This is a genomic window from Bacillus zhangzhouensis, assembly GCF_000715205.1.
Classification (GTDB): Bacteria; Bacillota; Bacilli; order Bacillales; family Bacillaceae; genus Bacillus; species Bacillus zhangzhouensis.
In genome coordinates this window covers 15,326-29,186 of record NZ_JOTP01000001.1, presented here as the reverse complement: position 1 = coordinate 29,186, position 13,861 = coordinate 15,326, and the positions used below count along the sequence as shown (strand labels likewise).

Below are 13,861 nucleotides of genomic sequence, written 5' to 3'. Positions count from 1 at the left end.
TTCCTATTTTTTCTGATGCAGCAGGTCGACGAGCAGTGAGGCTACTTTGAGCGTGTCGTGACGAATCACATGTTGGTCATATGTAATGATTTCTCCTGGAATGACTTCCAGTCCCATTGCTTTGAGTACATCGGTGTCGAACTGTACAGGCTGCGCCTGTTCTTCTGCATATTTTGCTTTGATTTCTTCTGGAATTTCTTTATTGTTCACAAAAATGATATCAATGAACGGTCGATCCATATGATCGTTTAATGCCTGCACATGATCAGCCGCACTATAGGAAAGCGTTTCCCCCGGCTGCGTCATGACATTGCAAATATACACTTTTTTCGCCTTAGAACGAATCACTTCTTCTCCAATGTGCGGTACAAGCAAGTTCGGCAAAATGCTCGTATACAAGCTGCCAGGCCCAATGACGATCAAATCAGCTTCACGGATGACTTGAATGGACTCTTGGAGCGGCTCAATCGTATTTGGTGTGAGAAACACTCGTTTAATCTTTTTCCCATAGGTAGGGATTTTTGATTCTCCTGTCACCACTTGCCCATTTTCTAATTCTGCATGGAGAACAACACTTGAATTCGCTGCTGGCAATACTTTTCCTCTCACATTTAAGACCTTGCTCATTTCTGTGACGGCATGAAAAAAATCACCGGTTATATTTGTCATAGCCGCAAGAATGAGGTTGCCGAGAGAGTGGCCTGTTAAGTCATTTCCTTTGTTAAAACGGTGCTGAAATAAATCTTCTACAAGCGGTTCAACATCAGAAAGTGCCGCCAATACATTTCGAATATCGCCTGGAGGCGGAATATTCAAATCATGACGCAATCTGCCTGAGCTGCCCCCATCATCAGCAACCGTTACAATGGCGGTAATATCCACTGGCTTTGTTTTTAGCCCTCTGAGCAAAACAGATAAGCCAGTACCGCCGCCAAGAATGACAACCTTTGGTAGTGTCGTCATCTATTTTCTACTTCTCTTTTCAATGTCCCGGTGAGTGACATGTGTATAGTAATCGTTTTTAAAATACTCCGATAAATAGTTCGCTAGCGTCACAGATCGATGCTGGCCGCCTGTACAGCCAATGGCGATCACAAGCTGGCTTTTCCCTTCTCGTTTATAGGACGGAAGCATAAAGCTGAGAAGATCGATTAATTTCTCTGTGAATCTTTGCGTTTCACTCCATTTCATCACATAGGAGCGGACTTCTTCATCGTTTCCAGTCTGTGGACGCATGCTCTCAATATAGTAAGGGTTTGGTAGAAATCTCACGTCAAATACAAGATCAGCATCAATCGGTAGACCATATTTAAAGCCAAATGACATCACATTCACTGTAAACACTTGCCCTTGATTGGTGGCAAAGTGTGTGACAATTTTTTCTCTAAGCTGTTTTGGTTTCAGATCCGATGTATCTAATATCATTTGAGATCGGCCTTTTAACTCCTCTAACAGCTCGCGCTCCATTGCAATACCTTCGAGCGGCAGTCCTGTTGTCGCAAGGGGATGCGAACGTCTCGTTTCTTTGTATCTCGAGACAAGCACCTTATCATTTGCATCTAAAAACAGAATCCTTGGTGTGATCCAGCTGATATCATTCATTTCATCTAAGGCAGCAACTAAGCTATCAAAGAATTCGCGTCCGCGCAAATCCATCACAAGGGCAACCTTGCTCATTTTTGAATTCGATTCCTTCATGAGCTCTAGAAACTTCGGTAAAAGTGATGGCGGTAAGTTATCTACACAGAAGTAACCTAAGTCTTCAAAGCTTTGAATGACAACGGTTTTCCCCGCACCTGACATTCCTGTAATAATCACAAGCTGAATATCATCTTGTTTGTGCGTATTCATGCCTGCTCCCTCTCCTTCTTTATGAAAACGGTTCATGTATTAGTCTCCTTGAGGATCTAACCGATAAGCAATCAGCTCAAAATCTGGTGTATACGTAAAAGTACCATGGAGAAGTCCTTTTCCCTTTAGCATGAAGTCAAGAATATGTGAGTCTCCAGGAGCCATCGGCAAACTAGGCACATCCTGTACGTCATGCCATTTTAAAATGCCTTCCTCTGACTCTGTCACGTTTTTCCCGGTAAATGAATCTGCCATAAAGGTGAACATCATCCACTCTTGAACGATTTGATCGCCTTCTTTTATGATAAAGGTAAAAACACCTTTTAGCTGCGGATTTAAAATATAAATGCCAGTTTCTTCTCTATATTCTCGAATGACTGAATCCTTGACCGATTCTCCGCTTTCCATTTTGCCGCCAGGCGCTACCCACCAGCCGCGTCTTGGCTTTTGTAGCAAGAGAACTTGATCTTCGTGATGCAGCACACAATTGGTTACTCGTTGCATCAGCTGTCACCTACTCTTATATGTCTTTTTCTTATTATACAGGTTCATCCTGACTCCCACAATGAACATGCCCGTTCTTCACCGAAAACAGACAGGTTTTCGTGTGAATGATGTGACGTCCAATTTCTCTACTCTTTATTTTACAACATTTAACGGTTCCCCATGCGTCATTTGTGAACATCTCGTGAATTTCTGATTTTATGCAAAAAAAAGGACACGGATTCACATCCGTGCCAAACATGTATTCCTTATAAAAGGGGGTCAATTACTAGTTTTATCATAACGGATAATTATTTCACCCGTGTTACATTCCAGTTAAAAGCCCGTGACGCTATATTAAGGATTTACGACAGCCGTTTATTTCGTGGCTTTTAGCTTTTCGGCAAGCTCTTCTACATAATGCTGTGCGCTCTGTGCTGCAATACTTCCGTCACCTGTTGCTGTGACAATTTGACGAAGTGTTTTTTCACGAATGTCACCCGCTGCGAAAATGCCTTCAACTCTTGTTTCCATTCTTTCGTTTGTCTCAATATAGCCTTCTTTATTTGTAATTCCTAGGTTTTCAAATGGTTTAGAGAGTGGCAGCATACCGATATAGATAAAGACGCCGTCTGTTTTGAAGTCTTCTTCTTCACCTGTCACGGTATCAATGAATGTCACACTGCCAACTTTTCCGTTTTCTTCATTGATCTGTTTTACGGTTTTATTCCACATGAAGTCGATTTTTTCATTATCAAAGGCACGTGCTTGTAAGATGCTTTGGGCACGAAGTTTGTCGCGTCTATGGACAATCGTTACTTTTGATGCAAAGCGTGTAAGATAAACACCCTCTTCTACAGCAGAGTCTCCGCCGCCAATCACCACAAGCTCTTTGTTTTTAAAGAAGGCACCATCACATACTGCACAGTATGATACACCACGGCCGCCAAGTTCTTTTTCACCTGGTGCACCGATTTTTTTGTATTCAGCACCTGCCGCAATGATGACAGATCGTCCTTTGTATTCTTTTGAACCGGCTTTGACGATTTTGTACTCTTCACCGTCCACAATTTCTTTAATATCGCCATATGCATACTCAGCACCGAATTTCTTCGCATGCTCAAACATTTTATTTGAAAGTTCCGGCCCTAAAATGCTTTCAAAGCCAGGATAGTTCTCAACATCTTCCGTATTTGCCATTTGTCCGCCTGGAATTCCTCTTTCAATCATCAGTGTTGAAAGATTTCCCCGTGATGTATAAACAGCGGCTGTCATTCCGGCAGGTCCCGCTCCAATGATGATCGTATCGTAGATTTTTTCTTCTGACACAACTGTCACTCCCTCTTCAATTGCTGCAAGCATTTCCTATTAGAATGCCCTTGGGTGATGCTTCCATTCATGACAGAAAGCATCCTTTCCATTGTTAGCTTTTATTCCTTACCCATATCCTATTAAATCTGCGGGGAATAAGCGAATCATTTGCTCATATCTTCAAAAAAAGAAAAAGCTTCCTTAAACTGCTGTTTAAGGAAGCCTGTTTACGGTTATATAGTAACTAATGATTTATTCAACGACTCTTCTTACAACACCTTTGAAATATCTTTTCCAATAAGAGTTATTCATTGAATCAATCGAAACACCATGAGAGCTGTTATCGTTCAAGAATGTACCGTTTCCTAAGTAAATACCAACGTGGCCATTTACTTTGTACGTATCAAAGAACACAAGGTCTCCGCGTTTCATGTCAGATGCACTTACAGCTCTTCCTTTACCTACAAGCGTATCTGTTGTTGTACCGCCAACTGGTCCAAGGTTGATGCCTGCTGATGCAAATGCCCAGCGAACGAATGAAGAACAGTCAAAACGACGTGCGTTAATATCGGCTTGTGATCTGCCGCCGCCCCATTTATATGGAGATTGTCCTACAATGGTAGAACCTGTGCTGATCGCACCTTCGATTCCGCCTACGTTATTGCTGACAGGTGATCCACCGCCAGAAGATGGCTTCTTGCTTGGTGAACTGCTGTTGTTGTTATTATTTGAAGATCCACTGTTATTTGAAGAAGAACCGCTGTCGTTATTAGAGCTGTTGTCTTCTGCTTGAACAGCTGATTGACGCTGCTGTTGTCTTTGTGCTTTTTCTTCTTTTGCTTGTTGAGCAGCTTCTCTTGCTTCTTTTTCAGCTTGTTTTTGAGCAGCGATTGTTGCGTCTTTTTCAGATGCAATGCTGTTTGCCTCAGTGTTTAACTCGCTGATTTGAGAAGAAGCACTTCCTTTTTGCTTTTTCACTTGCTTAAATAGCTTGTCTTTCTCATCAAGCTGTTTATTTAAGTCTGTTTGAAGTGTTTCAAGCTTTGCAAGCGTCTTTTGAACATCTTCAAGCTTTGTGTTTAATTCGTTTTCAGACTTTTGTAATTCCGCTTTGTCTCTTTCTTGTTCTTTAATGATTTCGCTGTCTGCGTTGATTAATGTAGATACAGCACCTGCACGACTGATGAAATCGCTAAAGCTTTTTGCTCCTAGTAATACATCTATGTATTTCGTAGAACCACCGCTTTCTTGAAGCGCACGTACACGCTTTTTCAAGAATTTGTTTCTATCTTCAATACGTTTTTCAGTATCAGCAATGTCTTTTTTCAGTGCGTTGATTTCTTTTTTTGTTTGTTCATTTTCTTTTTGTTTTTCTTCAATTTGATCACTTGTTTTTAAAGCTTTTTCGTCAATTTCTTTTAGCTTTAGCGCAAGTGCCTCTTGTTTTGCTTCAAGCTTTGAAAGCTCTTCTTTTTTCTTTTGAAGGTTCTTGTTTACCTCAGATTGCTTGCTATCTAGTTCTTGTTTCTTTTGTTCAAAGTTCTGTGCGTTTGCTTCATGAGTAAATGGGATAAATAAACCGCTCGCTCCAATGACCGAAGCTAAACCGAAAGTAATAAACTTTTTCACGAATAGTTCCTCCTTTGACAATTTCCAAGCGACATGAGAAAGCAGCAAATTCTCTGCGACCAATCTGTGCTCTCTATGTCTTTCTTCCTGATTTATCAGTCAGATGTTGACCAGATTGTTTCTATCACTAGGTGTTTCATTATGTATAGTAAAATATCTAAATATATGTCTTTGTTTTAATCCACGATTTTCATTATACATGAGACATCGACAAAATGAGCTAATATTTTTATTACATTTATGTTTCAAAAACATGTCGTGATTGTCATACTTCGCCAAATCCTTGCAAATCCCACCTTTTTATCCAAGAAAAAAGCATGACCGTTTGGGTCATGCTGCTATTCTCTGAATCTATTTACCTATTAGTCCATGAACGTACAAATGACATCCTCGTATTTAGACAATGTCTGAACGCTGATCTGAAAAGAGGACGCTACCTCTTTTTTACTGACGGTTGATTCTTCTTGTTCATTCATCCATAGATAATAAGAAGCTGCTGCCCATGCAGGCGCATTTTTCTTATCTACACCAGAAGCACGTGCCTGCTGAATAATATGGAATAACCAAAAATATGGCATATGGTTATCAGGCTGCGCGGCTTCTTCCAAAGCGGATGCCGCCTGTTTTGCGAAGAGTGCATCTTCTGAAAATGAACGTTCTTCCATTTGATCTTCATATAAAAGCAGCTCAATGAATTGCTGTTCAAAGGCTGTTTTCGCTGCGCGGGCATCAAGGACAGATTGCAGAACATCACGTTCACCTTTTTGTTTACTGACATAGTACGCAGTTAGCCGTTCCTCAATTGAGACCATTGGTTCAGTCTCCTCTGGTTTATCCTGCCATGGCTTGATTTCATCTGCATCTATATCTTGTTCTACCATCTTATCCCAAACGGTTTGCGCCAGCGTTTTGTGGCCCGTTTGATAGGCTGCACTGGCAAGCCAGTATAAAAATGTACTATCTCCCTGAAAGCCTGTTTTATATAAAGAATAAAGCCATTTAAAGGCCCATTCAAATTCTCCAACGAGGGCAAATGTCGCACCAAGCTTATAACGCTGTTCACTTAATATTGGATACACGTGCGTTAATTGCTTCGCTAACACGTTGACCTTCTCTTCTTCTTTTTCATAATGATAGAAGACAAGCTGGTTGCAAAGGGCATGCAGATTACCGGGATTTTCATGAAGGACCCGGTTCAACATCTCTTTCGCCTGATGGATTTGACCAGAATAAAAATAGGCCAAAGCGAGATTATTATACGCTGACCAAAATTCTGGATACTCAACAATCATCTGTTCTAGCATCTCAATGGCTTCGTCAAGCCTGCCGCTCTCTAACAAATAATTTGCTTGATCCTGCTTCACAATCAGGTCATCCTGATCATAAGGAAAATCTTCGTCCTCTTCGTCACTCATATCGAGCAGGTCGAGAAGATCATCATTTTCATCCGCAAATTCCCCATCCTCTTCCAAAGCGGCATAAGCAGTAGCTGACTTATAGGCCTCTTGAAACAGTCCGAGATTGGCATAATTATTTGCTTTAAAATAGTGACACTCTGACATGTTTTCATCGACGTGTTCGAGGATGAAATCAAGCAGTTCATTTGATTGTTGGTAATGACCCATTTCAGTATAAATAATAGCAAGCTGTGACAGCATGTCTACATTTTCAGGCTCAAGTACGATGGCCCTCTGTATCAGCTTAACTGCCCTTGATAGATTTCTTTCTCTATATGCTTTCAGACCTTTATGAAAAAAGTAATGCCCATCTTGGAATAGCTGGACGACTTGTGTGTGATTATTTTGAGAAGTGTATTTGCTCACCGATACCCTCCATTTCGAACAGTGTACCGTGTGTAGTATAACATACTTCACGAGTCGTCACATAGAACAAAAGGAAAGGAAGGATTTGTTTTTCATACAAAAGCAAAAAGCCAGGGGTGTCCCCAGCTTTTCATTCACCTTGATGACGCTTTTTCAATACCTTTAATACATCATCAAGCGGCAGTTGCTGCTCACGTAATAATACAAGAAGGTGATACAGGAGGTCGGCTGTTTCCCATTTCAACTCTTCCTGATCACGGTTTTTCGCTGCGATGATGACCTCGGAAGCTTCTTCCCCCACTTTTTTCAGGATTTTATCGACCCCTTTTTCAAATAGATAGGTTGTATAAGCTCCTTCTGGCATTTCTGCCTGACGCTTTGCAATGACCTGTTCAAGTTCATTTAAAATGGCAAAGCGGTCCCGTTCTTCGCTTTGGGGCTTCACACCTTCTTCCGAAAAACAGCTATAGCTGCCAGTATGGCATGCTGGGCCACTTGGTGTCACGAGTACAAGCAGAGCGTCCTTATCACAGTCGTAGCGAATGGAATGGACTTGCTGGGTATGTCCAGATGTGGCGCCTTTGTGCCAAAGCTCGTTTCGCGAACGGCTAAAAAACCATGTTTCGCCTGTTTCCAACGTTTTTTCATAGGATTCTTGATTCATATACGCCAGCGTCAGTACTTCCTTACTCTGAGCATCCTGTACAATCGCAGGAATCAGGCCTGCCTCATTAAAGGTTAATTCGTTTGCCTGTTTCATCTGACCTTCACCCCGTGTTCTCTCAAGTATGTCTTCACCTCTTGAATTGAGGTCTCTTTATAATGGAATATGGAGGCTGCTAATGCTGCATCAGCTTCTCCTTTTGTAAAAGCCTCCAGCATATGCTGGGCATTGCCCGCACCTCCAGAGGCAATGACTGGCACTGTGACTGCTTCTGACACAAGCTTCGTCAGACGGTGATCAAAGCCTGTTTTCTCACCATCGGCATCCATGCTTGTCAGCAAGATCTCCCCTGCTCCTCTCAGCACGGCTTCTTTCGCCCAGTCGCTTACTTCTATTTCCGTTTTACGGCGTCCTCCGTGGGTATAGACCATGTATGCTTTTTTCTCTTCATCGTATTTCGCATCGATCGCGACGACGATGCATTGAGAACCAAAAAAATCGGCTCCTTCTGAAATCAGCTCTGGTCTTAAAACAGCCGCTGTGTTCACCGACACTTTGTCTGCACCCGCTCTTAATATACGCTTCATGTCATCAAGGTGGTTAATCCCGCCGCCCACCGTAAACGGTATGGCAAGAGTGGACGCTACTTGCTTGACCACATCCACCATCGTTTTTCGTCCTTCATGAGAGGCTGAAATATCGAGAAAGACAAGTTCATCCGCGCCTTCCTCATCATAGATCTGCGCTAATTCTACAGGATCACCAGCATCCTTTAATCCTAGAAATTGTACACCTTTGACAACACGTCCTTCCTTCACGTCGAGACATGGGATGATACGTTTTGTCATCATATGCTGTCCAGCCCTTCAAACGCTTCTGCTAGAGTAAACTGCTTCGTGTAAAGCGCCTTGCCAATGATCGCACCAGAAACACCGGCATGCTTTTGCACTGACAGCTTTTGAATATCAGCGACAGCACTGACTCCACCTGAGGCGATGACTTGTTTACCGGTCGCTTCCGCTAATCGGACCGTACTTTCCACATTGGGACCAGAGAGCATGCCATCCATTTGAATATCGGTGAAAATAAAGACTTCTGCGCCTTCCTTTGCCAGTTCCTTACCGAGTTCCTCTGCCTTCACTTTCGACGTTTCAAGCCAGCCCTCAGTCGATACAAAGCCATTTCGTGCATCAATGCCAATCGCTATTTTCTCACCATATTGTGCAAGCATTTTTTTCACAAAAGCCGGGTTAGAAACAGCAGAGCTGCCAAGGATGACTCTAGATACGCCATTGCTCAAATAAAATGCAACGTCTTCTTCTGTCCGAATGCCGCCGCCTATTTGTACATTCACGTCTAAGGAGGAAGCAATCGCCAGCACATGCTCATGATTGACGCGCTTTCCAGCTTTTGCACCATCTAGATCAACGAGATGAATCCAATTCGCTCCTTCACTTGCAAACCGCGCGGCCATATCTAGCGGTGAATCTCCATAAATGGTTTCTTGATCATAGTCTCCTTGCACAAGTCGTACACATTTGCCATTTCTCATATCAATCGCTGGATACAGTGTAAATTCACTCATTTGCTCACCCTCTGTTCGTTTGCTAATCGAATAAACTGCTTCAGCAGTGCCATTCCCGTTGTGCTGCTTTTTTCAGGATGAAACTGTGCCCCAAGCACATTCCCCTTTCCAACAACTGCTGGTACTTGTACGCCATAGACCGCACTTGCCAATTGCTCTTCTGGATTCATGTCACTCACATAATAAGAGTGAACAAAGTACGCAAATCCTTCCGGCACACCGTCAAATAATGGGGACGGCTGATGAAATGTGAGCTCATTCCAGCCCATATGAGGCACCTTCAGCCTTTGTCCGTCCTGATCACGGTCCTTTAAAAGAACGACACGTCCTTTTAACAAGCCCAACCCTTTTGTTTTCCCTGCCTCTTCACTTTCTTCAAACAACAGCTGCATGCCAAGGCAAATGCCAAATAACAGCTTTCCTTCCTGCACGACTTGGTGGATAAACGCCTCTAGCCCTGTCTGTCTTAGCAGCCGCATCGCATCACGAAACGACCCCACCCCCGGCAAAATATAAGCATCTGCCTTTTTGAGCTCCTCCACTTCAGAGGAAACGATATAAGGGGCGCCAGCTCGTTCCAGCGCTTTTGATACACTAAACAAATTTCCCATTCCATAATCAATGACTCCGATCATTAGAGCATCCCCTTTGTCGAAGGAATCCCTTTCACACGTGGATCAATGGTTGTTGCTTCATCTAAGGCACGTGCCATCGCTTTAAAGATTGCTTCAATCATATGGTGAGTATTGGTTCCGTAGTGAACGATCACATGAAGGTTCATACGAGCTTCAAGGGCAAATTTCCAAAGAAACTCATGCACCAGCTCTGTATCAAAGGTTCCGACCTTTTGACTTGGGAAGGCCGCTCTCATTTCCAAATGAGGACGGTTGCTTAAGTCCACTACTACCTGGGCAAGCGTTTCATCCATCGGAACAAAGCTAGAGCCATACCGTTTGATTCCTTTTTTATCACCTAACGCTTCCTTAAACATTTGCCCAAGCACGATGCCGATATCTTCTGTTGTGTGGTGATCATCAACATCCGTATCTCCTTTCGCATCTACGGTCAAATTAAAGTGTCCATGCTTCGTAAATAAATCAAGCATGTGGGTCATAAAAGGGACGTCTGTCTGAATATCCGCTTTTCCTTCTCCATCAATCTCTAATGCTAACGAAATGTTCGTTTCATTTGTTTGTCTCGCAGTTTCCGCCTGTCTCATTTTGATTCCTCCCGCTTTCTCGCTTCAATGGACCTTGCATGCGCTTCAAGCCCTTCTAACCTTGCAAAAGCCGCAATGCTTTCCCTATGTGTCTCAAAGGCTTCTTGACTATATGAAATAATGCTCGTTTTCTTTTGGAAATCGGTCACACCAAGTGGGCTGGAGAATCGCGCTGTTCCGTTTGTTGGCAGCACGTGATTCGGTCCTGCGAAATAATCTCCCACCGGCTCTGGACTATAACGTCCTAAGAAAATCGCCCCTGCATGCTTGATTTGACCAAGAAATGATTCTGGATACGCTGTCAGCACTTCTAAGTGCTCTGGCGCTAATTGGTTCACGACGTCTACTGCACGGTCAATTGATTCTGTCACGTAAATACGGCCATGATCTTGTATGGATTGTGCTGCGATTGATTTTCTTGGCAAAGTATCCAGCTGTGCTTGCACCTCAGCCTGCACTTTTTCAGCAAGTGTCTTAGACGGTGTCACCAAAATACTGGATGCTAACGCATCATGCTCTGCCTGCGAAAGCAAATCGGCCGCCACCTCATGTGCAAGTGCCGTTTCGTCTGCTAGGACAGCAATTTCACTTGGACCCGCAATCATATCGATATCAACCTGACCAAATACTTCTCGCTTTGCAAGTGCTACATAAATGTTTCCTGGACCTGTGATTTTATCAACAGGCTGGATGTTGTCAGTTCCATATGCAAGAGCCGCAATCGCCTGCGCACCGCCCATTTTATACATTTCTGAAATACCCAATTCCTTCGCGGCAACCAGTACAGCGTCAGACAGACAGCCATCTTTCCCTGGTGGTGTTACAAGAACAATTCGTTCAACGCCAGCGACAAGTGCCGGAATCACATTCATTAAAACCGATGAAGGGTAGGCGGCTGTTCCACCGGGGACATACACACCGACCGCATCGAGCGGCGTCACCTTTTGTCCGAGCATTGAGCCGTCCTGCTGGTGATAAAACCAAGAGGATGTCAGCTGACGCTCGTGGTATGTTCGAATATGACGGATAGCCGTTTGGATAATCTGAATCATCTCCGGCTCCAATCGTTCGTAGGCTTTTGCGATTTCATCTTCCGTGACAAGCGGATCTTCAACGAACACACCATCAAATTGCTTCGTAAAAGATCGTACGGCTTCATCACCATTTTTTCTCACTTCCTGAATAATACGCTGAACAATCTGACGCTGCTCTTCCGTTCCTGTATCTAAAGACCGCTTGAGTGAGAGAGTGTCTGTCTCACCTTCTTGTATGTAGGTGATGTTCATGATGATTCCTCCCCTTCTCCTTCAATGATTCTGGCAAGACGCTGCGCCATTTCATCAATGACAGCATCCTTCATTCGGTAGCTCACAGGATTGACAATAAAGCGTGACGTAATATCACAAATATGCTCAGTTTCGACAAGTCCATTTTCCTTTAGCGTTTGACCTGTGGAGACAATGTCAACAATTCGATCGGCGAGTCCGATGAGCGGTGCTAACTCAATGGAACCATTCAGTTTAATGATCTCCACCTGCTCACCTTGTTCTCTAAAATAGGACGATGCTACATTTGGGTACTTTGTTGCCACACGCGGTGCAACACCGCCCCAGTTGGCTCCCGGTAATCCGGCAACGGCTAAATGACATTTGCTGATGTTTAAATCGAGCACTTCGTATACATCACGAGCTTCTTCGAGCATGACATCCTTCCCTGCAATACCAACATCCGCCACACCGTGCTCTACGTAGGTCGTCACATCCATTGGCTTGGCTAAGATAAAGCGGAGGTTTTCTTCCGGTACATCAATGATTAATTTTCTTGAATCCTCGAATTCCTCCGGCAACTGATACCCCGCCTGCCTTAGCAACCCTGCGGCTTCTTCAAATATCCGGCCCTTTGGCATCGCCATCGTCAACACTTTACCCATTTTGCTCTTCCTTTCTAGCGCCGATAAAATAAGTCACTTGCTCAAATGCCTTGGTCATCGCGTCAATATTCTCAATACCCGCTAAGTCTTGCAGGACCATTTTTTTGCCTTTTGAACGCTCTTTTTCTGCAAAAGCAAATGCTTCTAGTCTTTGTTCTTTACTGAAAATCACAGCCTCCTGCGGCTCATTCATTTCTTTTACATCGAGTGCTTCAAGAAGGCGGTCTAATCGAAGACCGAACCCTGTAGCTGGTGCAGGTGCATCAAAATGAGCAAGTAATTGATCATATCTACCGCCACTTCCAATGACAGACCCAACATGATCTGCAAATACTTCAAACAAAATGCCCGTGTAATAGCTCATATGACTCACCATGCTTAAGTCTAAACGGATATATTCTGTACAGCCGTAATCTTCAAGTGTCTCCCAAAGTGCCTTTAACTCAGCGAGCACCTCTTTTCCCTCTTGTGAAACCACGATTTCATCTGCCCGCTCTGTGACTTCCTTACCGCCGCGTAAATCTAAAAGCTGTAACAACCTCATTTTATCGATGGAGGAAAGCGGTAATTGCTTCACATGCTGCCGGTATCCAACATAATTCTTTTCATATAAAAATCGCCGAAGGACGTTTGCACGCTCTGTATTTCCCAGTACATCTACAAATAACGTCTCTGCTAAAGCGACATGCCCGATCGCTATCTTGAATGATTGGAGCCCGGCATTTTTTAACGCAAACACGACAAGCGCGATGACTTCAGCATCTGCACTAATTGAACCATCACCAATCAATTCAATTCCGATCTGCTCAAATTCAGATGGTCTTCCGCCTTCTCTTTCCTGAGCCCGGAACACATTGGCTGCATAACCAACCCGAAGTGGATACGCCTGCTCATGAAGCTTTGAAGCCGCCACTCTCGCAATCGGTCCCGTCATATCAGGTCTCAGCACAAGGGTTTGACCATTTTGATCAAGGAGCTTAAATAGCTGTGTATCTGTAATCGCCGATTGAACACCGACTGTATCGTAAAATTCAAGCGTTGGTGTCTCCATCAAACGGTAACCCCAACCATTTATGACCTCTGTTAATGAATGTCTCACTTTTTTCTTCGTCTCATACAATCCTGGCAATGAATCCCGCATACCATATGGTTTCTCAAACATAAACATGTTCTTCCGCACCTCCAACATATTAAAACGAAAAATTCCGAATCCTTTAGTTCGCTAATATGATAATATGCTAACAAAATAAAGCGATTAAATCAATCATTTTTATTTTCTCTCGATTTTCATTAAAAATTTGTGGAATTATTACATTCAAGTGACACCTGAACCTTTTCTACATGTTCAATGAAGGAACGTGCTATA

14 protein-coding genes are annotated in these 13,861 nt (G+C 43.4%); all 14 read right to left on the bottom strand.

The window, feature by feature from the left end:
- Window positions 1–3: 3 nt before the first annotated feature.
- Window positions 4–963: a gluconeogenesis factor YvcK family protein gene (locus tag BA70_RS00155; protein ID WP_034316618.1), complete on the bottom strand. Its 960-nt coding sequence runs from the start codon at window positions 961–963 to the stop codon at window positions 4–6.
- Complete coding sequence (rapZ, locus tag BA70_RS00150; protein WP_034317408.1) at window positions 964–1,851, bottom strand: RNase adapter RapZ; 888 nt, start codon at window positions 1,849–1,851, stop codon at window positions 964–966. It abuts the gene before it with no gap.
- A 39-nt stretch (window positions 1,852–1,890) separates the two neighbouring features.
- On the bottom strand, window positions 1,891–2,355 hold the full coding sequence (locus BA70_RS00145) for an 8-oxo-dGTP diphosphatase (RefSeq protein WP_034316616.1): 465 nt from the start codon (window positions 2,353–2,355) through the stop codon (window positions 1,891–1,893).
- Window positions 2,356–2,712: 357 nt separating this feature from the next.
- Window positions 2,713–3,663, bottom strand: a complete 951-nt coding sequence (trxB, locus tag BA70_RS00140; protein WP_034317405.1) for a thioredoxin-disulfide reductase — start codon at window positions 3,661–3,663, stop codon at window positions 2,713–2,715.
- Between the two features lie 234 nt (window positions 3,664–3,897).
- On the bottom strand, window positions 3,898–5,274 hold the full coding sequence (locus BA70_RS00135) for a C40 family peptidase (protein WP_034316614.1): 1,377 nt from the start codon (window positions 5,272–5,274) through the stop codon (window positions 3,898–3,900).
- A 362-nt stretch (window positions 5,275–5,636) separates the two neighbouring features.
- Window positions 5,637–7,097, bottom strand: coding sequence for a tetratricopeptide repeat protein (locus BA70_RS00130; protein WP_034316612.1), 1,461 nt, complete (start codon window positions 7,095–7,097; stop codon window positions 5,637–5,639).
- A 130-nt stretch (window positions 7,098–7,227) separates the two neighbouring features.
- Window positions 7,228–7,857: a bifunctional phosphoribosyl-AMP cyclohydrolase/phosphoribosyl-ATP diphosphatase HisIE gene (hisIE, locus tag BA70_RS00125; RefSeq protein ID WP_034316609.1), complete on the bottom strand. Its 630-nt coding sequence runs from the start codon at window positions 7,855–7,857 to the stop codon at window positions 7,228–7,230.
- Complete coding sequence (gene hisF / locus BA70_RS00120; protein ID WP_034316606.1) at window positions 7,854–8,612, bottom strand: imidazole glycerol phosphate synthase subunit HisF; 759 nt, start codon at window positions 8,610–8,612, stop codon at window positions 7,854–7,856. Before hisF ends, hisIE begins: the two co-directional genes overlap by 4 nt.
- Entirely contained in the window at window positions 8,609–9,346 is a 738-nt protein-coding gene (gene hisA, locus BA70_RS00115; RefSeq protein ID WP_034316604.1) for a 1-(5-phosphoribosyl)-5-[(5-phosphoribosylamino)methylideneamino]imidazole-4-carboxamide isomerase, read from the bottom strand. The genes hisF and hisA overlap by 4 nt, the downstream gene beginning before the upstream one ends.
- Window positions 9,343–9,981: an imidazole glycerol phosphate synthase subunit HisH gene (gene hisH, locus BA70_RS00110; RefSeq protein ID WP_034316601.1), complete on the bottom strand. Its 639-nt coding sequence runs from the start codon at window positions 9,979–9,981 to the stop codon at window positions 9,343–9,345. Before hisH ends, hisA begins: the two co-directional genes overlap by 4 nt.
- Entirely contained in the window at window positions 9,981–10,565 is a 585-nt protein-coding gene (hisB, locus tag BA70_RS00105) for an imidazoleglycerol-phosphate dehydratase HisB (protein ID WP_034316598.1), read from the bottom strand. Before hisB ends, hisH begins: the two co-directional genes overlap by 1 nt.
- Window positions 10,562–11,851, bottom strand: a complete 1,290-nt coding sequence (gene hisD, locus BA70_RS00100; protein ID WP_034316595.1) for a histidinol dehydrogenase — start codon at window positions 11,849–11,851, stop codon at window positions 10,562–10,564. Before hisD ends, hisB begins: the two co-directional genes overlap by 4 nt.
- On the bottom strand, window positions 11,848–12,495 hold the full coding sequence (hisG, locus tag BA70_RS00095; RefSeq protein ID WP_034316592.1) for an ATP phosphoribosyltransferase: 648 nt from the start codon (window positions 12,493–12,495) through the stop codon (window positions 11,848–11,850). The genes hisD and hisG overlap by 4 nt, the downstream gene beginning before the upstream one ends.
- On the bottom strand, window positions 12,488–13,663 hold the full coding sequence (locus BA70_RS00090; RefSeq protein ID WP_034316589.1) for an ATP phosphoribosyltransferase regulatory subunit: 1,176 nt from the start codon (window positions 13,661–13,663) through the stop codon (window positions 12,488–12,490). The genes hisG and BA70_RS00090 overlap by 8 nt, the downstream gene beginning before the upstream one ends.
- Window positions 13,664–13,861: the final 198 nt, after the last annotated feature.